The organism is Pseudomonas sp. NY15374, assembly GCF_048068255.1.
GTDB classification, from domain to species: Bacteria; Pseudomonadota; Gammaproteobacteria; order Pseudomonadales; family Pseudomonadaceae; genus Aquipseudomonas; species Aquipseudomonas machongensis.
Genome location: NZ_JBLUPZ010000002.1, coordinates 546,798 through 566,227, shown reverse-complemented (window position 1 = coordinate 566,227; position 19,430 = coordinate 546,798). Strand labels below are relative to the sequence as shown.

Genomic DNA, 19,430 nt, shown 5'->3' with positions numbered 1-19,430 from the left:
TTTGCCAGAAACGAAAACGCTGGTATGATGCGCGCCACTGGAGAGATGCCGGAGTGGTCGAACGGGACGGATTCGAAATCCGTTGTACTGGCAACAGTACCTAGGGTTCAAATCCCTATCTCTCCGCCATACCTAAAAGCCCCGCTGATGAAAATCAGCGGGGCTTTTTTATGGGCAAAATTCGACGATAGGTAGGCTCGAGGCTCTCGAGAGTTTGCGGCAGATATCAGCGCTTCGGCCTATAGTCGCGCCGGGTCGTTGCCAATTCAACGACCGGCTTTGATAGGCCACTTCGATAACTGAAACTCGAATTCCTTTTGAAACAGGTTGCTCAGGATCTGGGTGTTGCCTTGAGCATTGCAGACCGATGATTGCCTTGTGTTATGGGTCAGGAGCTGGCTGCGGCCAGAGGCCTGGTCAGGATGGCTTTGACCAGGATGCCAGTAGATCGCTATGGATCTTTGCCGACGGCGGCGCCCCCATCGCGGGACCAACCCGCTCCTACAGTTAGAATGAACCAGGACTAAGCCGAAAGCGCGCCCGAGATTCTCGGGCGCGCTTTTTCAGTTATGCGGAGTTACTTTCCAGCGCTCTGCACAGCACTCGTAAGAACCCGTCACACCCTCAGGCAACAGCCGTGCTGCGTGCAGGCCGGCGGCGATACAGCACGAGCGTTGCAGTGAACGCACACAGCGCTGCGAACATCAGCCAGTAAGCCGGGGCGGCCTTGTCTGACGTGGCATGGATCGCCCAGGTGGACACCGCCGGGGTGAAGCCGCCGAACACCGCGGTGGCGAGGCTATAAGCCAGGGAGAATCCGGCAACACGCACTTCGGTGGGCATGATTTCGGTCAGGGCCGGGATCAGTGCGCCGTTGTACACGCCATAGAGGCACGAGAACCACAGCAGCACCTCCAGCATGTGAGCAAAGCTGGGGGCCTGGGCCAGGTACGACAGCGCAGGATATGCCGTGAGCACGGTCAGCAGGGACATCGCCGCCAGCAGCGGTTTGCGTCCCAGGCGATCGCTCAACGTGCCGCCGATCGGCAGCCACAGGAAGTTGGACACGGCGACCAGCAAGGTCACCATCAATGCGTCACTGGTATCGAGCTGCAGTACGGTTTTGCCAAAGGTCGGGGCGTACACGGTGATCATGTAGAAGGCGGTGGTGGTCATGGCCACCATCAGCATGCCCAGGATCACCACCGATGCGTTGGCGCACAGTGTCTTGAACACCTGGCTCATGGTCGGGCGGTGCTCGCGTTTGGCGAACTCTTCGGTCTCCTGCAAGTTGCGGCGCAGCAGGAAGATGCACGGGACGATCAGGCAGCCCACGGCAAAGGGAATCCGCCATCCCCACTGGGACAACTCCTCGGCGGACAACCACTGATTCAGGCCATAGCCCAGGGCAGCGGCAACCATGATGGAGACCTGCTGGCTGGCCGATTGCCAGCTGGCGTAGAAGCCTTTGCGCCCGGGCGTGGCCATCTCTGCCAGGTAAACAGAAACGCCACCGAGCTCGGCACCGGCCGAGAACCCTTGCAGCAGCCTGCCGAGCAACACCAGGGCCGGCGCCCACAGGCCGATGCTGGCATAGCCGGGTACGAACACGATCAGCAAGGTACCGCTGGCCATGATCGCCAAGGTCACGATCAGGCCTTTGCGTCTGCCGACGTCATCGATGTAGGCGCCGAGGATGATCGCCCCCAGCGGGCGCATCAGGAAGCCTGCGCCGAATACGGCGAAGGTCATCATCAATGAGGCGAATTCGTTGCTGGCAGGGAAGAACGCGGCAGCGATCTGGGTGGCGTAGAAACCGAACAGGAAGAAGTCGAACTGTTCGAGAAAATTGCCGGAGGTCACCCGGAAGACTCTTCCGGCTTTGGACGGTGCTTTGGCAGGGAGGGGGGGATTCATCACGTGCTCCAGCTATTCAGCGAATCTTTGTAAGAGGTTGTAACTAAAGATTCTTGCAGAAAGAGCATGGGTCAAAACATGAAACTTTCATTAGGTAGGCGCTTCCCTCGCGGGACTAGCCCGCGCTTGCAGGTCGTGCGGGCTCGGTAAAAGGGGCTCAATCGAGGCTGTTCCTGAGCGCTGCAAACAGCGCCTCGTACAGTGCCTCCACCTCCGGCAACCCCCTGGCCCGCAGGCAGCCATGGACCAGTCCATGGCCTGGGAAGTCATCGACCGCCACTCCGTCGTCTCTCAACCGTTGTGCATAGCGCAGGCCGTCATCGCGCAGTGGGTCGAATTCGGCCACGGCAATGAAAGCGGGCGCCAGCCTTGTGAGGTCGCGGGCGAGCAATGGCAGCGCCAGCGGGCTGTGAGTGGTAGAGGGCAGATAGACGTTCAGGCAGGCGCGCATGTCGTCGACAGACAACAGCGGTGCATCGGCACATTCGCGTCGCGACACGCTGTCCTCGTCACCCAGCGCTGGATAGATCAGCGCCTGCATGCGCGGCTGCGGCTCATCCGCTTCACGCAGTGCCAGGCACAGAGCGGCGGCGAGATTGCCCCCGGCGCTGTCGCCGATGGCTACCAGTCGTGTGGGGTCAACCGGTACATCCAGCGCGCCATCGCGCAGGGCGCGCCAGACGGCGAGGCTGTCGTGCAGGGCGGCGGGGAAGGGGTGTTCCGGCGCGAGTCGGTAATCCACCGCGACCACCGCCACTCCCAAGCACGCCGTCAGTTCGGCGCAGAAGAACGCGTGTGAGTCGAGCCCACCGAGCATCCAGCCACCACCATGCATAAATAGCAGCGCTGGCCACCCTCCGGCCGGTGCTGCTTGTGCCGGTTGGAACACGCGCAACGGCACCAGTCCCGGCATATTCAAATCTCGCACCTGCACGCCTTCCGGGCATGGCGGGGTGAAGGCTGCGGCCATGCGCGAATAGGCCGCGCGCTGGGCTGCCAGTGCAGGATCGGCCACGCCGAAGGCGCGGGTCCGCTCGATGAAGGCCTGCATGTCGGCCGAGAGAGGGTAGCGCTGCATTACTGTTGCGCGACCAATGCCGCATTGGCGGGCTTGCCGTCGAATGTGGTCACGCCCTCGAGCCAGGCCGAGACCTGCTCGGGGTGCGCCTTGAGCCAGTCTCGAGCGGCATCGAGCGGCGCTTTGCGGTCGAGGATCGGCTCCATGACCTGGCTGACACCTTCGCTGGTAAAGCGCAGGTTGTGCAGCAGCTTGGCGACGTTGCCGCATTGTTGCTGGTAACCGGCTGCGGTCATGATCGAGACGGTGGCCGAGCCTTCGTTGGGGCCGAAGGCGTCTTCGCTGCCGGAGAGGTAGCGCATGTCGATCTGCAGGTTCATCGGATGCGGCTTCCAGCCGGCGAACACCACCCACTCGTTCTTCTGCACGGCACGCTTGACCGCCGTCAGCATGCCGGCCTCGCTGGACTCGATGCCCTTGAAACCCTTCAGGCCGAATTTGTCTTCGGCGATCATCTGTGCGGTGATGCGGTTCATGCCACTGCCGGGTTCGATCAGGTACAGCTGGTTCTTGAGCTTGTCGCGAAACCTGGCGATGTCGGCGAAGGTCTTCAGGCCCGCGTCGTAGGCGTAGGCGGGCACGGCATAGGTGGACTGCGCATCGGCGAGGGTGGCGGGGCTGATCACGTCGATCTGCTGTTTGTCCAGGAAGGGCTTGGCCACCGATTGCATGGTCGGCTGCCAGTAACCGAGAAACACATCGAGGCGTTTTTCCGCCATGCCGGCCAGGATGATCTGCTGCGAGGCGCTGGTCTGCTTGACCTTGTAGCCCAGGCTGTCGAGCAGGGCTTCGGCGACGGCGCTGCTGGCGACGACGTCGGTCCAGTTCACCGAGCCCATGCGCACGTTCTGGCAAGCGGCGGGTTCTGCGCCCCAGCTGGCTGCGCTGATACCCAGGAGTGCGGCGCAGGTGGCCGCCTTGATCGATCGCTGCATGACTTTTCCCCTCACGAGACGGTGATTATCGTTGTTATGTCATGACGCCCCACGCGGCGGTGGCTGCCGTTCAGGTTATGAGCCGGGCGAGTGGAAAAATCGCACCCAGGCGACCTGCTTTTGCACCCAGGCGACTTCGAGTCTGGCACGCTAATGGGCGGGGCGCTTGGCCGAGGTGATGCTCTGATTGCTCAAAAATCACGCAACCTGTTGATTTTACTTGCGCTATTCCCTTCCCCGATTGTGCCGCCCGCGCTGCGGGTATAGACTTTGCGCACTCTTCACCAAAGGCCCCCTTTGGTCCTCGCGACCGCCAGCCAGCATGAAACCAATCCAGTTGCCCCTGGGTGTGCGCCTGCGCGATGACGCCACCTTCATCAACTACTATCCGGGCGCCAATGCTGCGGCATTGGGCTACGTCGAGCGGCTGTGCGAAGCCGACGCGGGCTGGACCGAGAGCCTCATCTATCTGTGGGGCAAGCAGGGCGCAGGGCGCACCCACCTGCTGCAGGCTGCCACCCACCGTTTCCAGCAACTGGGCGAACCTGCCGTCTACCTGCCGTTGGCGCAGTTGCTCGACCGAGGCGTGGAGTTGCTCGACCATCTGGAGCAGTACGAGCTGGTGTGCATCGACGACCTGCACGTGATTGCCGGGAAGGCCGACTGGGAAGAGGCGATGTTCCATTTGTTCAATCGCCTGCGTGACAGCGGCAGGCGCCTGCTGCTGGCGGCCTCGAGTTCGCCGCGCGAGCTGCCGATCAAGCTCGCCGACCTCAAGTCACGGCTCACCCTGGCACTGATTTTCCAGATGCGTGGCCTGTCCGACGAAGACAAGCTGCGTGCCTTGCAATTGCGCGCCTCGCGCCGTGGCCTGCATCTGACCGATGAGGTCGGGCACTTCATTCTCACGCGTGGAACGCGCAGCATGAGTGCACTGTTCGATCTGCTCGAACGCCTCGACCAGGCCTCGCTGCAAGCCCAGCGCAAGTTGACCATTCCCTTCCTCAAGGAAACCCTCGGCTGGTAACCCTGAAAACACCGGGCCAGAGCGGCAAAACGCAAAAGTCACATTTTTTTCGATAAAATTTGCAAATAGGTCCGATAGAAGGCATAGTTTCCCCCTTCTAAAGGATTACAGACACGGTCGTGCCCATGCTCAAGCGCTTCGCACCCCTCGTGCCACTCGCACTCGTGACCCTGCTTTTTGGCTGCGCGGCCCAAGGCCCGATTTCCCAGCCCCAGGATCACCCATCGGTCACCGCGCAAACCGCGGTCAAGGCCAAGGCTTCGCATTCGTCGGTATTCGACGAAGAAGACCTCGCCACCGATGAAGACCTTCAAGCCTTCTCCAGCAATAGCAAGCCCTACCAGTTGCCCGTCCTTGCAGACAGCATTCTGGAGCGTGGCATGTCGCTGATCGGCACCCGTTATCGTTTCGGCGGTACTTCCGAGCAGTCCGGCTTCGATTGCAGCGGCTTCATCGGCTACCTGTTCCGCGAAGAGGCCGGCATGAACCTGCCGCGCTCGACCCGCGAGATGATCAACGTCGACGCCCCCAAGGTCGCACGCAACAAGCTCAAGCCGGGTGACCTGCTGTTCTTCAGCACCAATGGCCGTGGCCGTGTCAGCCATGCCGGCATCTACCTGGGTGACAACCAGTTCATCCACTCCAGCAGCCGCCGCAGCGGTGGTGTGCGCATCGACAACCTCGGTGACCGTTACTGGAGCAAGACCTTCATCGAAGCCAAGCGTGCCTTGGCCATGGCGCCGACCACCACCCTGTCGCGCAACTGATATCAAAATGCTGTATCCTCGCACGGCGGCGTAGCTGAAAAGCTAGCCGCCGTGCGCATTTACGAATAGCGTCTAATCTAAATCCTTAACTCTTTTTTCGGCTGCGGCCGATTGGTCTCAGACAGGTTCTGACCCATGGCGATGATGACGCGCTTCGCATTCCTTTCCCTGGTGGCACTGCTTGCCGCCTGTTCCAGCCGTGCTCCGGCACCGGCACCTGTGGCCAAGCCGCAGATCACCTTCATCGACCAACCTTCCTCGTCGCCTGTGGCGGACGATGTGTTGATCCGTGCCATCGGCCTGGTCGGCACCCCGTACCGCTGGGGCGGCAACACGCCGGATTCGGGTTTCGATTGCAGTGGGCTGATCGGTTATGTGTACCGCGACGCGGCGAACATCAACCTGCCACGCTCGACGCGCGAGATGATCGTCATGCGTGCACCGACCGTGGACATCAATTCGCTGCAATCCGGTGACTTGGTGTTCTTCGCCACCGGCGGTGGCTCGCAGGTGAGCCATGCCGGGATCTACGTGGGGGAGGGGCGCTTCGTGCATGCGCCGTCCACCGGCGGTACGGTGCGCTTGGACTACCTGTCGAACAGCTACTGGTCCAAGGCCTATTTGCAGGCCAAGCGGGTGTTGGCGCCAGGGCATCTGGCGCAGAATCCCTGAGATTGCCGGGGCTGCGCAGCAGCCCCGGCGTACATTCAAGCCTGCTTGAGCAACAACGCCACACCCGGGTGGTATTGCCCTGACTCGTTATGCAGCTTGCGGTACGCATACGGGAAGTACCAGGCAATCGCGCAGGCCGTGTGCTTGTTCAAGTCATCGACCATATCCTGTAGTTCCTCGGGGCTTGCATGCTGCCCCGCCTTCCACGGGCTGACAAACAGCGCCCCGGCCTTGAGCTGGCTGGGGTAGGCTGCCAGCCGCGCCAACGCCGCCGCCTCCTGCAAGGCGCCCGCCAGGTCCAGGCGGGCGATCTTCGGCCAGCGCTGCTCAGTGTGCAGATGAATGGATTGTTCGGCGCCGGCAATCGACAGGTCGCAGCGCCCTTCGCGCTCGCCTTCGTCACGCTGCTTCTTGCTCTGATAGTGCTGCAACGCCACCAGCTCGGCCTGCCAGGCAGCGGCGGCGAGGATACCGGCATTGGCCTGGGCACCGTGCCAATAGGGCGCATCGCCGTCACCATGGATCTGGTTGAAGCGGTCGATGCAGTCGATCCAGCGCTCCAGGGCCGGGCGCAGGAATTCCAGGTGCGGGTTGTTGATGATCAAGCCTTGCATGCCGCGCTCTCCTTTTATTATGGTCGCGTACAGCCGGTGATGGCTATGTGATATCACTGCTTCAATAGTGAGACAAGCATCCAGGTCAACCGTTCATCGTCCGCGTTTAATTGACGCTCCCTGTGCAACCCTCTAACCTTCGCGGCGTGTTTCAGGTGCTCTGCGGATCAGCTCCGGCAGGGTGAAACTGGGAAGCCGGTGGGCGCCAGCAGGGCGCGAATCCGGCGCTGCCCCCGCAACGGTAGGTGAGTCAAGGCCGCGCAAGGCCACTGGGTGTCCGCACCCGGGAAGGCGCGCGGTTTCGGGCCAAGGCCCGGCTCACGAGCCCGGAGACCGGCCTGTCACTGTCAACGGCATCACGGAGGGTGATGCGCGCTGCCCCGTGGTATCGCCACGGCCTTTGCGCGCTCCCTTCGCCTGCCTGCCTTGTTTATCTGTCGTTGCCTGGTGCCCGCCCGCGAGTGCCCGACCGGCGCGTCGACAGCCTGCGGAGAACCCCTGATGAGCGAATCCATCGAGCGCGACGAACGCCACCTGGCACGCATGCAGCGCAAAAAAGCGATCATCGACGAACGTATCGCCAATTCCCCGAATGAGTGCGGCCTGCTGCTGGTGCTCACTGGCAATGGCAAGGGCAAGAGCAGCTCGGCCTTTGGCATGCTTGCCCGTGCGCTGGGGCATGGCATGCAGTGCGGGGTGGTGCAGTTCATCAAGGGCCGTAACAGCACCGGCGAGGAGCTGTTCTTCCGCCGCTTTCCCAACGAAGTGCGCTACCACGTGATGGGCGAGGGCTTCACTTGGGAAACCCAGGATCGCCAGCGCGACATCGCCGCAGCAGAGGCGGCCTGGGCCGTCTCGCGCCAGTTGCTGCAGGACCCGTCGGTGCAGTTTGTAGTGCTCGATGAGCTGAATATCGCCCTCAAGCACGGCTACCTCGACCTGGACCAGGTGCTCTCGGACATCCAGGCGCGTCCTCCGATGCAACACGTGATCGTCACTGGCCGCGGGGCCAAGCCGGAAATGATCGAGCTGGCCGACACCGTGACCGAGATGGGCATGCTCAAGCACGCCTTCCAGGCCGGTATCCGCGCACAGAAGGGCGTTGAACTGTGAGTCGAGCCACCCGTCATTGCCCGGCGGTGCTGATTGCCGCACCAGCCTCCGGCCAGGGCAAGACCACCGTCACCGCCGCCTTGGCGCGCCTGCACCGCAACCTCGGGCGCAAGGTGCGGGTGTTCAAGTGCGGGCCGGATTTTCTCGACCCGATGATCCTGGAGCGCGCCAGCGGCGCGCCGGTGTACCAGTTGGACATGTGGATGATTGGCGAACAGGAGAGCCGCCGTCTGTTGTGGGACGCTGCCGCCGACGCCGACCTGATCCTCATCGAAGGTGTCATGGGGCTGTTCGACGGTACGCCGTCGAGCGCTGACCTGGCGCGGCATTTCGGCGTGCCGGTGCTGGCGGTGATCGATGGCACGGCCATGGCCCAGACCTTCGGGGCCCTGGCCCTGGGCCTGGCGCGCTACCAGCCTGACCTGCCATTCGCTGGCGTGCTGGCCAACCGGGTCGGCAGCCTGCGCCATGCGCAACTGCTCGAAGGTAGCCTGACCGAAGGTTTGCGCTGGTATGGCGGGTTGTCTCGCGAGCGCGGCATCGAGTTGCCCAGCCGTCACCTCGGCCTGGTCCAGGCCAGTGAGCTGAACGATCTGGATGCACGTCTGGACGCTGCCGCCGAGGCCTTGGGCGCCAGCTGCGATGCTGCCTTGCCGCCGCCGGTGGCCTTTGTCGAACCACACGCCGCCCCCTTGACCGCAAGCCTTGCCGGTGTGCGCATCGGTGTAGCCCGCGACGAGGCGTTCGCCTTCCTCTATGGCGCCAACCTCGACCTGCTGCGCGATCAGGGCGCGGAGCTCGTGTTCTTCTCGCCCTTGCACGACCGGCACCTGCCTGCAGTCGACAGCCTGTATTTGCCCGGCGGCTACCCCGAACTGCATCACCACGCCCTGGCGGCCAACGCGCCGATGCGCGAGGCGATCCGCGGCCACCATGACGAAGGCAAACCCTTGTTGGCCGAATGCGGCGGCATGCTCTACCTGCTTGAGGCCTTGACCGACGTTGCGGGCGAACGTGCCGAGCTGCTGGGCCTGTTGCCCGGCGAGGCCGTGATGCAGAAGCGCCTCGCCGCGTTGGCGCTGCAGGCCGTCGAATTGCCTGAAGGCACCCTGCGTGGCCATACCTACCACCACTCGCTGACCACCACCGAGCTTGCGCCCATCGCCCGTGGCCTGAGCCCCAATGGCGGACGTGGCAACGAGGCGGTCTATCGTCTGGGGCGCTTGACGGCGTCCTACGTGCACTTCTATTTCCCTTCCAACCCCGAAGCGGCGGCGGCGCTGTTGCGACCATGAACGAACACGCTTTCAGTGAGGCCGAGCGCGCTGCGGTCTACCGAGCGATCGGTGAGCGTCGCGACATGCGCCACTTCATCGGCGGCGATGTGGCGCCTGAGCTGCTCGCCAGGCTGCTGGCCGCCGCGCACCAGGCGCCCAGCGTCGGACTGATGCAGCCCTGGCGCTTCATTCGTATCAGCCAGCGCGATCTGAGCCTGCGCATCCAGGCGCTGGTGGAGGAGGAGCGGATTCGCACCGCCGAGGCCCTCGGCGAGCGCTCCGACGCCTTCATGCAGCTCAAGGTCGAAGGCATCGGCGAGTGCGCCGAGGTGCTGGTTGCCGCCTTGATGGACAAGCGCGAGCCGCACATCTTTGGCCGCCGTACCCTGCCGGAAATGGATTTGGCGTCGATGGCCTGCGCGATCCAGAACCTCTGGCTGGCCGCACGCGCCGAAGGCCTGGGGATGGGCTGGGTGTCGCTGTTCGACCCGCAGGCGCTGGGCGAGCTGCTGGGCATGCCGGCCGGGGCCAAGCCTGTGGCAGTGTTGTGCCTGGGGCCGGTGGCGAAATTCTACGAGGCGCCCATGCTGGTGCTGGAAGACTGGGCGCGTGAACGGCCGCTGAGCGAGATGCTCTACGAGAACCAATGGGGAGAGCAGGCATGAGCATCGCCTTGCTGACTGTTGCTGGTGTGGCGCTGGATGCGCTGCTGGGCGAGCCGCAGCGGCGTCATCCGCTGGTGGCATTCGGCAATTTCGCCGGGCGTCTGGAGCGACGCTTGAATGCCGGTGGCCGCGGCTGGCGCAGCCATGGGGTCAGCGCCTGGTTCCTGGCCGTGGTGCCCCTGACCCTGCTGGCGCTGATCCTGTCGTGGCTGCCCTACATCGGTTGGCTGGTGGATGCCCTGGCGCTGTATTGCGCGTTGGGCATGCGCAGCCTGGGCGAGCATGTATTGCCCGTGGCGCAGGCCCTGCGCCAAGGGGATCTGGATGAAGCACGGCGGCGGGTGGGCTATCTGGTCAGCCGCGAGACCCGCGAGCTCGACGAGTCTGCCGTGGCCCGCGCCGCGACCGAGTCGGTGCTGGAGAATGGCAGCGATGCGGTATTCGCCGCGCTGTTCTGGTTCGTCGTGGCCGGTGCGCCGGGCGTGGTGCTGTACCGCCTGAGCAATACCCTGGATGCCATGTGGGGTTATCGCAACGAACGTTTCGAGCGCTTCGGCTGGGCCGCAGCGCGTATCGACGATGTACTCAACTACCTGCCGGCCAGGCTGGTGGCCTTGACCTACGCATTGCTGGGCAAGACTCGCCTGGCGCTCAGCTGCTGGCGCAACCAGGCGCCGCTGTGGGACAGCCCCAACGCAGGCCCGGTGATGGCCGCAGGGGCCGGTGCCCTCGGCGTGGAACTGGGAGGCCCGGCGGTGTACCACGGTGAGCTGCACGAACGGGCGCGCCTGGGCGAGGGGCCGGTGGCCGACGCTGATGCCATCGAGCGCGGCTGGAGCCTGGTGCAGCGCGGCGTATGGCTGTGGCTGCTGGTGATCTGCACGGGGGCCTGGCTCTATGCTTGAACATGGTGGCCGCCTGCTGCGCGCTGTGCACCAGTACGGTATCGCACGCGAAGACTGGCTCGACCTGTCCAGCGGTATCGCCCCCTGGTCCTTCTCCATTCCATCGATTCCGCTGGAGGCCTGGGCGCGCCTGCCTGAGGTCGAGGATGGCCTGGAGCAGGCCGCGCGCGCCTACTACGGTGTCGATGAACTGCTCGCGGTGGCGGGCTCTCAGGCAGCAATCCAGGCCTTGCCGCACTTGCGCGCGCGCGGACGAGTCGGCGTGTTGTCGCCGTGCTATGCCGAGCATCCGCACGCCTGGCAGCGCGCCGGGCATGAGCTTGTCGAGCTCGATGACGACCAGGTTGAAGCGGCCCTGGACCGCCTCGATGTGCTGCTGCTGGTCAACCCGAACAACCCCACGGGGCGCTGCGTGCCGCGCGAGCGCCTGCTCGACTGGCACGCACGCCTGGCTCGACGCGGCGGCTGGCTGGTGGTGGACGAGGCGTTCATGGACAACACCCCGGCACACAGCATCACCGATCAGAGCGGGCGTGGCGGATTGATCGTGCTGCGTTCGTTCGGCAAGTTCTTTGGCTTGGCCGGTGTGCGCCTGGGCTTCGCCATGGCCGAGGCGCCACTGCTGCAGCGCCTGGCCGAGATGCTGGGACCGTGGACGGTCAGCGGCCCGACCCGGATCATCGGCCAGTCGTGCCTTGCCGATGGCCAGGCGCAGCGGGCGCAGATCGTGCGCTGCGCCGAAGCCAGTGCACGCCTTGCAGCACTGCTGGCCGAGTCTGGCTTGCCCGCCACTGGCGGCTGCGACCTGTTCCAGTACTTGCGCGATCCACGCGCCGCCCAGCTTCACGACTTTCTCGCCCGCCGCGGCATTCTCGTGCGCCTGTTCGAGGCGCCTGCCGCCGTGCGTCTTGGCTTGCCTGCCAGTGCGGCGGATGAACAGCGCCTGCGCCAGGCGCTGCAGGACTACCAGAAGGAATCGGCATGACCACCCTCATGGTGCAAGGCACCACCTCCGATGCCGGCAAGAGCACGCTGGTCACCGCCCTGTGCCGTTGGCTGTTGCGCCAGGGTGTCGGCGTGGTGCCGTTCAAGCCGCAGAACATGGCGCTCAACAGCGCGGTGACCGCCGACGGTGGCGAGATTGGCCGCGCCCAGGCGGTGCAGGCCCAGGCCTGCCGGCTGGCGCCGCATACCGACATGAACCCGGTACTGCTCAAGCCCAACAGCGACACCGGCGCCCAGGTCATCGTCCATGGCCGCGCGGTGACCAGCATGAACGCCGTCGCCTATCACGACTACAAGGCCATCGCCATGCAGGCGGTCCTGGCCTCGCACCAGCGCCTGAGCGCTGCCTACCCGGTGGTGATGGTCGAAGGCGCAGGCTCGCCTGCCGAGATCAACCTGCGGGCCGGCGATATCGCCAACATGGGCTTTGCCGAGGCGGTGGACTGCCCGGTGATCCTGGTTGCCGACATCAACCGTGGCGGCGTGTTCGCCCACCTGGTCGGCACCCTCGAACTGCTGTCGCCCAGTGAGCAGGCGCGGGTGAAGGGGTTTGTCATCAACCGTTTTCGCGGTGACATCGCCTTGCTGCAACCGGGCCTGGACTGGCTCGAGCAGCGTACCGGCAAACCGGTGCTGGGCGTGTTGCCCTACGTTACCGACCTGCACCTGGAGGCCGAGGACGGCATCGACCGGCGCCAGTCGTTCAAGGGCGATCGCGTGCTCAAGGTGATCGTTCCGGTATTGCCGCGCATCAGCAACCACACCGACTTCGACCCGCTGCGCCTGCACCCGCAGGTGGACTTGCAGTTCATTGGCCCCGGCCAGCCGATTCCGCCTGCCGACCTGATCATCCTGCCCGGCTCCAAGAGCGTGCGCGGTGACCTGGCGCAGTTGCGCGAGCGCGGTTGGGACAGCGCCATTGCCCGTCACCTGCGTTACGGCGGCAAGCTCATCGGCATCTGCGGCGGGCTGCAGATGCTGGGGCGCCAGGTGCACGACCCGCTGGGGCTGGAAGGGCCGGCGGGTTCGAGCGCTGGGCTGGGCCTGTTCGACTACGCCACCGTGCTGGAAGCCGAAAAGCAGCTGCGCAATGTCGAAGGCGTGCTGAGCCTCGAGCAGGCACCGGTGTCGGGCTACGAAATTCATGCAGGCGTCACCCAGGGGCCTGCGCTGGAGCAGCCTGCGGTGATGCTCGCAGATGGGCGTGCCGATGGCGCGATCAGCGCTGACGGGCAGATCCTCGCCACCTACCTGCACGGTTTGTTCGAGGGTAGCCAGTCGTGCGCCGCGCTGCTGCGCTGGGCCGGGCTGGATGACGTCGAGGTGGTCGATTACGAGGCGCTGCGCGAACGCGATATCGAACGCCTGGCCGACCTCATCGAGCAGCACCTGGACACCGCGCGGTTGCGCGCCTTGTGTGGAGTAGCCTGAGATGCGCAACCTGATCCTCGGTGGTGCCCGCTCGGGCAAGAGCCGCCTGGCCGAGCAACTGGCCGTGGCCAGTGGTTTGCCGGTCACCTATATCGCCACCAGCGAGCCGCTGGACGGCGAGATGAATGAACGCGTGCGCCTGCACCGCGAGCGCCGGCCTTCTGACTGGGGGCTGATCGAAGAGCCTCTGGCCCTGGCCCGCGTGCTGCGCGCCGAAGCAGACCAAGGGCGCTGCCTGCTGGTGGATTGCCTGACCCTGTGGCTGACCAATCTGCTGATGCTCGATGACCCGCAGCGCCTGGTCGAGGAGCGTGACGCGCTGCTCGACTGCCTGGCCAGCCTGCCCGGCACGCTGATCCTGGTCAGCAACGAAACCGGCCTGGGCGTGGTGCCCATGGGCGAGCTGACCCGCCGTTACGTCGACCTGGCCGGCTGGCTGCACCAGGCCGTGGCCGAACGCTGTGAGCGCGTGGTGCTCACGGTTGCCGGCCTTCCTCTCATGCTCAAAGGACCTGCTCTATGAACACCTCCTGGTGGCTCGATGCCTGCCACCCCCTCGACAACGATGCCATGGAGCAGGCGCGCACCCGTCAGCAGCAACTGACCAAACCCGCCGGATCGCTGGGCCAACTGGAAGCGCTGGCGATTACCCTGGCCGGCCTGCAAGGCCGCGAGCGTCCGACCCTCGAGCGCGTGGCGATCGGCTTGTTTGCCGGTGACCATGGCGTGGTGGAGGAGGGTATCTCCGCCTATCCCCAGGCTGTGACTGGCCAGATGTTGCGCAATTTCGTCGGCGGTGGGGCGGCGATCAGCGTGTTGGCGCGTCAACTGGAGGCGACGCTGGACGTGGTCGACCTGGGGACCATCGACCCGGAACTGCAATTGCCGGGCGTGCATCACCTGCGCCTTGGCGCCGGCACTGCCAACTTCGCCCGCCAGCCGGCGATGACCGACGCGCAACTGCGCGCCGCGCTCGCGGCCGGGCGCGACAGTGCCTTGCGCGCCGCAGGCCAGGGCGCACAGCTGTTCATCGGTGGCGAGATGGGGATTGGCAACACTACGGCAGCGGCAGCCCTGGCCAGCGCATTGCTGGGGTGCCCGGCCGATGCCCTGAGCGGCCCGGGTACTGGGCTCGACAGTGCTGGGGTGCGGCACAAGGCCGAGGTGATCGAGCGAGCCTTGGCACTGCATGGCCTGCAGGACGGTGACCCGCTGCGGGCATTAGCCTGCGTCGGTGGTTTCGAGATCGCCGCGTTGGTGGGTGCTTACCTGGCCTGCGCGCAGAGTGGGGTCGCGGTGCTGGTCGACGGCTTCATCTGCAGCGTCGCGGCCTTGGTTGCCGTGCGCCTCAATCCGCAGTGTCGCCAGTGGCTGCTGTTCGCCCACCAGGGCGCTGAGCCTGGACATCGTGCCTTGCTCGAGGCGCTGCAGGCAGAACCGTTGCTGGCCCTCGGGTTGCGCCTGGGCGAGGGCAGTGGTGCTGCGCTGGCGGTGCCGCTGATGCGCCTGGCCTGCGCCCTGCACGGGCAGATGGCGACCTTCGCCGAAGCGGCGGTGACGGATCGTCCGGCATGATCCTCGATCTGCTGCGTCATGGTGAGACCGAACTGGGCGGCGGCTTGCGCGGCAGCCTGGACGACGCCCTGACCGCGCAAGGCTGGGCGCAGATGCGCGCGGCTGTCGCGGTGGGTGGGCCTTGGGATGTGCTGGTCAGTTCGCCGTTGCAGCGTTGCGCACGTTTCGCCGACGAACTGGGCGCAAGTCTCCAACTGCCGGTGCAACTTGAAGCGGGTGTGCGCGAGCTGCACTTTGGCGAGTGGGAAGGACGCAGCGCGGCGCAGATCATGCAGACCGAAGCGGACGCGTTGGGGTGTTTCTGGGCCGACCCCTACGCCTTCACGCCGCCTGCGGGCGAGCCGGTGGCCGATTTCGCCGAGCGTGTGCTGACAGCGGTCGAAACTCTGGCCCGGCAACACTCCGGCAAGCGCGTGCTGCTGGTGACCCACGGCGGTGTCATGCGCCTGTTGCTGGCCCGCGCCCGTGGATTGCCGCGCGAGCAGTTGCTGCAGGTCGAGGTGCGGCACGCTGCGTTGGTGCGTCTGGCACTGCACGCCGACGGCCAGTTGCGCGAGGTGGTTTGATGCTGCCGTTCTGGATTGCCCTGCAGTTTCTCAGCAGCCTGCCGGTAAGCCTGCCGGGCATGCCGGAGCCACGGCAGATGGGCCGTTCGCTGCTGTTCTACCCGGCTGTCGGGTTGCTGTTCGGCCTGCTGTTGTGGGCTGCCAGCGCGCTGCTGCAGGGCGTTGCGGCACCGTTGCAGGCTGCATTGCTGCTGGCCTTGTGGGTGCTGCTCAGCGGCGCCCTGCACCTGGATGGTCTGGCCGACAGCGCCGACGCGTGGCTGGGTGGCTTCGGCGATCGCGAGCGCACCTTGCAGATCATGAAAGACCCACGGAGTGGCCCGATTGCCGTGGTCACCCTGGTGCTGGTGCTGCTGCTGAAGTTCTGTGCCCTGTGGGTGCTGGTCGAGCGTGGCGCGGGTGCCTGGCTGGTTCTGGCACCAGTGGTCGGGCGGGCTGCGATGCTCGGTTTGTTCCTCTGTACGCCTTATGTGCGTGCCGGGGGGCTGGGCTCGGCGCTGGCCGAACACCTGCCCAGGCGTGCGGCGGGCTGGGTATTGCTGGGCAGTGCGCTGGCCTGTCTGGTGCTGGGTGGCTGGCTGGCGCTGTGGCTACTGCTGGTGGCAGTGCTGGTCTTTGCGTTCTTGCGGCGGCAGATGTGCCGCCGATTGGGCGGGACCACCGGTGACACTGCGGGTGCACTGCTGGAGTTGCTGGAACTGGGCGTGGTGCTGGGGTTGGCGCTGCTGGGTTGATGATCGCGGACGATCGATCCAGAAATATCCTTCACTCATTGGCGAAACGTCTTGTTGGTGACGGGGATACGCTCGCTATCCCTTCGCCCTGTCAGGAGTCGCCCCGATGCGTCACTGGATATTCGCCGGCCTGCTGGCGCTGGCACCGCTGCCGGCACTGGCAGCCGACCTGATCGACTTCTGGAACACCCCCCGCCATGGCGGTAACAGCTTCAATCGCCTGCCGCCGGATCAGGCCTACTTCGATGCCCTGAAAGCCTACGGTGCCACCTGGGTGCGGCTTTCCTACGACAAGTGGAGGCCTGCCGGCAGGGACTTCCTTCTGGGAGACGCCGACCACTACGGCGGGCTTGTCGCCGCCGACCTCGCTGAGTTGAAACAGGTGCTGGATCACGCGCAGCAGGCCGGGCTCAAGGTGGTCATTGCACCGCTCTCGCTGCCTGGCATGCGCTGGTCGCAGAACAACCATGGCCAGTTCGACGACCGGCTGTGGCAGGACAAGCGTTACTGGCAGCAATCCGCTACTTTCTGGCGCGATCTGGCAGAGGCGCTGAAGGATCATCCCGCGGTCGCAGCCTATAACCTGGTCAATGAGCCCGCCCCGGAAAAGCAGGGTGGTCTACCGGAGCATGCCTCGCAAGACCAGATGAAGGCCTGGTATGCGCGACAGCAGGACGGGCCGCGTGATCTGCCGGCACTGTCGGCCAGACTGCTGGCAGCGATCCGGGAAGTGGACGACAAGACCCCTGTGATGGTCGATGCCGGCTGGTATGCGGCGGCCGATGCTTTCGGCTATTGGCCAAGGCCGCTGGCAGATGCGCGTGTCCTGTACAGCGTGCATATGTACGAACCCTACGCTGCCACCAGTGCGCCGAACCTGGCGCGCAAGCGGCCGTTCGAATACCCGGGCAGCGTGCCTTTCGCGGGGCGTGACGAGCACTGGGATGCGGCGCGGGTAGCACAGTATCTGCAACTTCCGCTGCAATGGGCTGAAGCCATGCGAGTCCCGCGTTCACGCCTGGTGGTCGGCGAGTTCGGCTGCATGCGCCGCCTGCCGGGCTGTCATCGCTACCTGGAGGACGTTCTGGAAGTGCTCGTGCGTGAGCGCCTGCACTGGGCTTTCTACAGTTTTCGCGAGGACAGCTGGGATGGCATGGACTATGAGCTGGGTACCGATAAGGTGCCATGGCGCTACTGGAAAGCCATCGATGAAGGAGCGCCCGATCCGCTGGTACGTCATGCCAGCGAGGCATTCGAGCCAATCCGTCGTCGCTTGCAGCCCTGAGCAGGCGCAGAAACTTCTTGCAACATCCAAGGTGCGGGTATATACACGCATTTATGTTGACCAGTGAATGCATCTGCACCCATCTACGTCGTGCCGCCCGTGGGGTGAGCCGACATTACGACGAAGCCTTGGCGGATTTCGGGATCAATGTCGCGCAGTTTTCCTTGTTGCGTCATCTGCAGCGGCTCGACCAGCCGAGTATTACCAGCCTGGCTGAGGCCATGGGCCTGGATCGCAGTACCCTGGGCCGCAACCTGCGTGTGTTGGAAGCTGACGGGCTGGTGACGCTTGGCGAAGGCAGTGACCTGCGCAATCGCCTGGTGTGCCTGACCGAGGCAGGCAAGGCCTGCCTGGCTGCCGCGTATCCTGCCTGGGAGCAGGCTCAGCTACAGTTGGTCGAGCATCTGGGCGAGAGGCAGCGTGATGAACTGGTTCGCTTGTTGGAGCGTTTGGCCTGAGATGTGCCCTATAAAGCGGGTATATACCCGCACAAACCTTGCGATGGCTAGGAGACAACAACAATGACTTCTGTTTGGCGAACCAGTGGCTGGGTGCTGCTCGGGGCGGCGCTGATCCTGGCGCTGTCGCTGGGTGTGCGACATGGCTTTGGCCTGTTCCTGGCCCCCATGAGCGCCGATTTTGGCTGGGGGCGTGAAGTCTTCGCCTTCGCCATTGCCCTGCAGAACCTGATCTGGGGCTTGGCCCAGCCGTTCGCCGGCGCGCTGGCCGATCGCCTGGGCGCGGCGCGGGTGGTGATCATTGGCGGCATTCTCTACGCTGCCGGCCTGGTACTGATGGGCATGGCCGATTCGATCTGGTCGTTGTCGCTGAGTGCTGGCTTGCTGATCGGCATCGGGCTGTCCGGTACCTCGTTCTCGGTAATCCTCGGTGTGGTTGGCCGTGCGGTGCCGCCGGAGAAACGCAGCATGGCCATGGGTATTGCCAGCGCGGCGGGATCGTTCGGCCAGTTCGCCATGCTGCCGGGTACGCTTGGGCTGATCCAGTGGCTGGGCTGGTCGGCAGCGTTGCTGGTGTTGGGTTTGATGGTGGCGCTGATCGTGCCTTTCGTCGGGCTGCTGCGTGATCGGCCGCTACCCAGTCAAGGCGGCGAGCAGACGCTGGGCCAGGCACTGCGCGAGGCGTGCTCGCACTCCGGTTTCTGGTTGCTGGCCCTGGGCTTTTTCGTCTGTGGCTTCCAGGTGGTGTTCATCGGTGTGCACCTGCCGGCCTATCTGGTCGACCAGCACTTGCCGGCGACCATCGGTACCACGGTGCTGGCACTGGTCGGGTTGTTCAACATTGTCGGCACCTACACCGCCGGCTGGCTGGGCGGGCGCATGTCCAAGCCGCGTCTGCTGACCAGCCTGTATCTGCTGCGGGCGGTGGTGATCGTGCTGTTCCTGTGGGCACCGGTGACCGAATTCAGCGCCTACCTGTTCGGCATCGCCATGGGCCTGTTGTGGTTGTCGACGGTGCCGCTGACCAACGGCACGGTGGCGACCCTGTTCGGGGTGCGTAACCTGTCGATGCTGGGGGGCATCGTGTTCCTGTTCCACCAGCTTGGCGCCTTCCTCGGTGGCTGGCTGGGCGGGGTGGTCTATGACCGCACGGGCAGCTATGACCTGGTCTGGCAGATCTCCATTCTGCTCAGCCTGCTGGCGGCGGCCCTCAATTGGCCGGTGCGCGAACGCCCGGTTGCGCGTCTGCAGGCCAAGGCGGCATGAACCGCTCCTGGCTGCGCGGGCTGCTGGTGGCGGGTGCGCTGCTGGTGCTGGCGCTCGCCTGGTGGGGCTGGCATCAGGGCGGATTGGCATTGATGCAGCTGGGCATGGGCGTTTGTTAAGCGCTACCCTGCAAGGAATTG

General features: G+C 64.9%; 21 protein-coding genes, 1 tRNA gene and 1 riboswitch. Of the genes, 18 read left to right on the top strand and 4 right to left on the bottom strand.

Annotation, left to right across the window (positions count from 1 at the left end):
• The first annotated feature begins 39 nt into the window (after positions 1-39).
• A tRNA-Ser gene (locus ACNFHO_RS06910) sits at positions 40-129 on the top strand.
• Positions 130-624: 495 nt separating this feature from the next.
• On the opposite strand, the gene ACNFHO_RS06905 is transcribed toward ACNFHO_RS06910, so the two are convergent.
• The 3 genes from ACNFHO_RS06905 to choX all read right to left on the bottom strand — a co-directional run bounded on the left by ACNFHO_RS06905 (position 625) and on the right by choX (position 3,930).
• Positions 625-1,917, bottom strand: coding sequence for an MFS transporter (locus ACNFHO_RS06905; protein ID WP_063545855.1), 1,293 nt, complete (start codon positions 1,915-1,917; stop codon positions 625-627).
• A gap of 157 nt (positions 1,918-2,074) precedes the next feature.
• Positions 2,075-2,995: an alpha/beta hydrolase gene (locus tag ACNFHO_RS06900; RefSeq protein ID WP_414154133.1), complete on the bottom strand. Its 921-nt coding sequence runs from the start codon at positions 2,993-2,995 to the stop codon at positions 2,075-2,077.
• Positions 2,995-3,930 (bottom strand): choline ABC transporter substrate-binding protein, encoded by a 936-nt coding sequence (gene choX / locus ACNFHO_RS06895; protein WP_416765741.1) that lies wholly within the window; start codon positions 3,928-3,930, stop codon positions 2,995-2,997. Before choX ends, ACNFHO_RS06900 begins: the two co-directional genes overlap by 1 nt.
• Before the next feature lie 322 nt (positions 3,931-4,252).
• Between choX and hda the strand changes: the two genes are divergently transcribed.
• The 3 genes from hda to ACNFHO_RS06880 all read left to right on the top strand — a co-directional run bounded on the left by hda (position 4,253) and on the right by ACNFHO_RS06880 (position 6,396).
• Positions 4,253-4,957 carry a DnaA regulatory inactivator Hda gene (gene hda / locus ACNFHO_RS06890; protein WP_054890953.1) on the top strand — a complete coding sequence of 235 codons (705 nt, stop codon included), beginning with the start codon at positions 4,253-4,255 and terminating at the stop codon, positions 4,955-4,957.
• Between the two features lie 125 nt (positions 4,958-5,082).
• The gene (locus ACNFHO_RS06885) at positions 5,083-5,724 is read left to right on the top strand and encodes a C40 family peptidase (RefSeq protein ID WP_054890952.1); all 642 of its coding nucleotides are present in this window, start codon (positions 5,083-5,085) and stop codon (positions 5,722-5,724) included.
• Positions 5,725-5,859: 135 nt separating this feature from the next.
• Positions 5,860-6,396, top strand: coding sequence for a C40 family peptidase (locus ACNFHO_RS06880; RefSeq protein WP_063545853.1), 537 nt, complete (start codon positions 5,860-5,862; stop codon positions 6,394-6,396).
• Positions 6,397-6,431: 35 nt separating this feature from the next.
• Here the strand turns inward: ACNFHO_RS06880 and ACNFHO_RS06875 are convergent, their stop codons facing one another.
• Complete coding sequence (locus ACNFHO_RS06875; RefSeq protein ID WP_416765738.1) at positions 6,432-7,010, bottom strand: hypothetical protein; 579 nt, start codon at positions 7,008-7,010, stop codon at positions 6,432-6,434.
• A 136-nt stretch (positions 7,011-7,146) separates the two neighbouring features.
• Positions 7,147-7,367, top strand: a riboswitch (cobalamin riboswitch).
• Positions 7,368-7,511: 144 nt separating this feature from the next.
• Between ACNFHO_RS06875 and cobO the strand changes: the two genes are divergently transcribed.
• The 14 genes from cobO to ACNFHO_RS06805 all read left to right on the top strand — a co-directional run bounded on the left by cobO (position 7,512) and on the right by ACNFHO_RS06805 (position 19,409).
• Complete coding sequence (gene cobO, locus ACNFHO_RS06870) at positions 7,512-8,123, top strand: cob(I)yrinic acid a,c-diamide adenosyltransferase (RefSeq protein ID WP_054890949.1); 612 nt, start codon at positions 7,512-7,514, stop codon at positions 8,121-8,123.
• Positions 8,120-9,418: a cobyrinate a,c-diamide synthase gene (locus ACNFHO_RS06865; RefSeq protein ID WP_416765735.1), complete on the top strand. Its 1,299-nt coding sequence runs from the start codon at positions 8,120-8,122 to the stop codon at positions 9,416-9,418. Before cobO ends, ACNFHO_RS06865 begins: the two co-directional genes overlap by 4 nt.
• Entirely contained in the window at positions 9,415-10,065 is a 651-nt protein-coding gene (gene bluB, locus ACNFHO_RS06860) for a 5,6-dimethylbenzimidazole synthase (RefSeq protein WP_416765733.1), read from the top strand. Before ACNFHO_RS06865 ends, bluB begins: the two co-directional genes overlap by 4 nt.
• Positions 10,062-10,970 carry an adenosylcobinamide-phosphate synthase CbiB gene (gene cbiB, locus ACNFHO_RS06855; protein WP_416765732.1) on the top strand — a complete coding sequence of 303 codons (909 nt, stop codon included), beginning with the start codon at positions 10,062-10,064 and terminating at the stop codon, positions 10,968-10,970. The genes bluB and cbiB overlap by 4 nt, the downstream gene beginning before the upstream one ends.
• Complete coding sequence (gene cobD, locus ACNFHO_RS06850) at positions 10,963-11,955, top strand: threonine-phosphate decarboxylase CobD (protein WP_416765730.1); 993 nt, start codon at positions 10,963-10,965, stop codon at positions 11,953-11,955. The genes cbiB and cobD overlap by 8 nt, the downstream gene beginning before the upstream one ends.
• A complete protein-coding gene (locus ACNFHO_RS06845) occupies positions 11,952-13,406 on the top strand; it encodes a cobyric acid synthase (RefSeq protein WP_414154129.1) in 1,455 nt (484 codons plus the stop codon). Before cobD ends, ACNFHO_RS06845 begins: the two co-directional genes overlap by 4 nt.
• A gap of 1 nt (position 13,407) precedes the next feature.
• A complete protein-coding gene (gene cobU / locus ACNFHO_RS06840) occupies positions 13,408-13,929 on the top strand; it encodes a bifunctional adenosylcobinamide kinase/adenosylcobinamide-phosphate guanylyltransferase (protein WP_112898975.1) in 522 nt (173 codons plus the stop codon).
• Positions 13,926-14,981 carry a nicotinate-nucleotide--dimethylbenzimidazole phosphoribosyltransferase gene (gene cobT / locus ACNFHO_RS06835; RefSeq protein ID WP_416765728.1) on the top strand — a complete coding sequence of 352 codons (1,056 nt, stop codon included), beginning with the start codon at positions 13,926-13,928 and terminating at the stop codon, positions 14,979-14,981. The genes cobU and cobT overlap by 4 nt, the downstream gene beginning before the upstream one ends.
• The gene (gene cobC, locus ACNFHO_RS06830) at positions 14,978-15,547 is read left to right on the top strand and encodes an alpha-ribazole phosphatase family protein (protein WP_416765726.1); all 570 of its coding nucleotides are present in this window, start codon (positions 14,978-14,980) and stop codon (positions 15,545-15,547) included. The genes cobT and cobC overlap by 4 nt, the downstream gene beginning before the upstream one ends.
• Positions 15,547-16,281 (top strand): adenosylcobinamide-GDP ribazoletransferase, encoded by a 735-nt coding sequence (locus tag ACNFHO_RS06825; RefSeq protein ID WP_416765725.1) that lies wholly within the window; start codon positions 15,547-15,549, stop codon positions 16,279-16,281. The genes cobC and ACNFHO_RS06825 overlap by 1 nt, the downstream gene beginning before the upstream one ends.
• 106 nt (positions 16,282-16,387) lie before the next feature.
• Positions 16,388-17,566 (top strand): glycoside hydrolase family 5 protein, encoded by a 1,179-nt coding sequence (locus ACNFHO_RS06820; RefSeq protein ID WP_416765724.1) that lies wholly within the window; start codon positions 16,388-16,390, stop codon positions 17,564-17,566.
• Between the two features lie 53 nt (positions 17,567-17,619).
• Positions 17,620-18,024: a MarR family winged helix-turn-helix transcriptional regulator gene (locus tag ACNFHO_RS06815; RefSeq protein WP_063545843.1), complete on the top strand. Its 405-nt coding sequence runs from the start codon at positions 17,620-17,622 to the stop codon at positions 18,022-18,024.
• 63 nt (positions 18,025-18,087) lie between these two features.
• A complete protein-coding gene (locus ACNFHO_RS06810) occupies positions 18,088-19,290 on the top strand; it encodes an MFS transporter (RefSeq protein WP_151926334.1) in 1,203 nt (400 codons plus the stop codon).
• Entirely contained in the window at positions 19,287-19,409 is a 123-nt protein-coding gene (locus ACNFHO_RS06805; RefSeq protein ID WP_256673900.1) for a hypothetical protein, read from the top strand. Before ACNFHO_RS06810 ends, ACNFHO_RS06805 begins: the two co-directional genes overlap by 4 nt.
• Positions 19,410-19,430 lie beyond the last annotated feature (21 nt).

What these genes read in the sequence shown, in the direction of transcription:
- ACNFHO_RS06820 (WP_416765724.1), top strand. Translation starts at nt 16,388, where the DNA reads ATGCGTCACTGGATATTCGCCGGCCTGCTGGCGCTGGCACCGCTGCCG.
- ACNFHO_RS06885 (WP_054890952.1), top strand. Translation starts at nt 5,083, where the DNA reads ATGCTCAAGCGCTTCGCACCCCTCGTGCCACTCGCACTCGTGACCCTG.
- hda (WP_054890953.1), top strand. Translation starts at nt 4,253, where the DNA reads ATGAAACCAATCCAGTTGCCCCTGGGTGTGCGCCTGCGCGATGACGCC.
- cobC (WP_416765726.1), top strand. Translation starts at nt 14,978, where the DNA reads ATGATCCTCGATCTGCTGCGTCATGGTGAGACCGAACTGGGCGGCGGC.
- ACNFHO_RS06905 (WP_063545855.1), bottom strand. Translation starts at nt 1,917, where the DNA reads ATGAATCCCCCCCTCCCTGCCAAAGCACCGTCCAAAGCCGGAAGAGTC.
- cobO (WP_054890949.1), top strand. Translation starts at nt 7,512, where the DNA reads ATGAGCGAATCCATCGAGCGCGACGAACGCCACCTGGCACGCATGCAG.
- ACNFHO_RS06825 (WP_416765725.1), top strand. Translation starts at nt 15,547, where the DNA reads ATGCTGCCGTTCTGGATTGCCCTGCAGTTTCTCAGCAGCCTGCCGGTA.
- ACNFHO_RS06815 (WP_063545843.1), top strand. Translation starts at nt 17,620, where the DNA reads ATGTTGACCAGTGAATGCATCTGCACCCATCTACGTCGTGCCGCCCGT.
- choX (WP_416765741.1), bottom strand. Translation starts at nt 3,930, where the DNA reads ATGCAGCGATCGATCAAGGCGGCCACCTGCGCCGCACTCCTGGGTATC.
- cobT (WP_416765728.1), top strand. Translation starts at nt 13,926, where the DNA reads ATGAACACCTCCTGGTGGCTCGATGCCTGCCACCCCCTCGACAACGAT.
- ACNFHO_RS06805 (WP_256673900.1), top strand. Translation starts at nt 19,287, where the DNA reads ATGAACCGCTCCTGGCTGCGCGGGCTGCTGGTGGCGGGTGCGCTGCTG.
- cobD (WP_416765730.1), top strand. Translation starts at nt 10,963, where the DNA reads ATGCTTGAACATGGTGGCCGCCTGCTGCGCGCTGTGCACCAGTACGGT.
- ACNFHO_RS06810 (WP_151926334.1), top strand. Translation starts at nt 18,088, where the DNA reads ATGACTTCTGTTTGGCGAACCAGTGGCTGGGTGCTGCTCGGGGCGGCG.
- ACNFHO_RS06880 (WP_063545853.1), top strand. Translation starts at nt 5,860, where the DNA reads ATGGCGATGATGACGCGCTTCGCATTCCTTTCCCTGGTGGCACTGCTT.
- ACNFHO_RS06875 (WP_416765738.1), bottom strand. Translation starts at nt 7,010, where the DNA reads ATGCAAGGCTTGATCATCAACAACCCGCACCTGGAATTCCTGCGCCCG.
- bluB (WP_416765733.1), top strand. Translation starts at nt 9,415, where the DNA reads ATGAACGAACACGCTTTCAGTGAGGCCGAGCGCGCTGCGGTCTACCGA.
- cbiB (WP_416765732.1), top strand. Translation starts at nt 10,062, where the DNA reads ATGAGCATCGCCTTGCTGACTGTTGCTGGTGTGGCGCTGGATGCGCTG.
- ACNFHO_RS06845 (WP_414154129.1), top strand. Translation starts at nt 11,952, where the DNA reads ATGACCACCCTCATGGTGCAAGGCACCACCTCCGATGCCGGCAAGAGC.
- cobU (WP_112898975.1), top strand. Translation starts at nt 13,408, where the DNA reads ATGCGCAACCTGATCCTCGGTGGTGCCCGCTCGGGCAAGAGCCGCCTG.
- ACNFHO_RS06900 (WP_414154133.1), bottom strand. Translation starts at nt 2,995, where the DNA reads ATGCAGCGCTACCCTCTCTCGGCCGACATGCAGGCCTTCATCGAGCGG.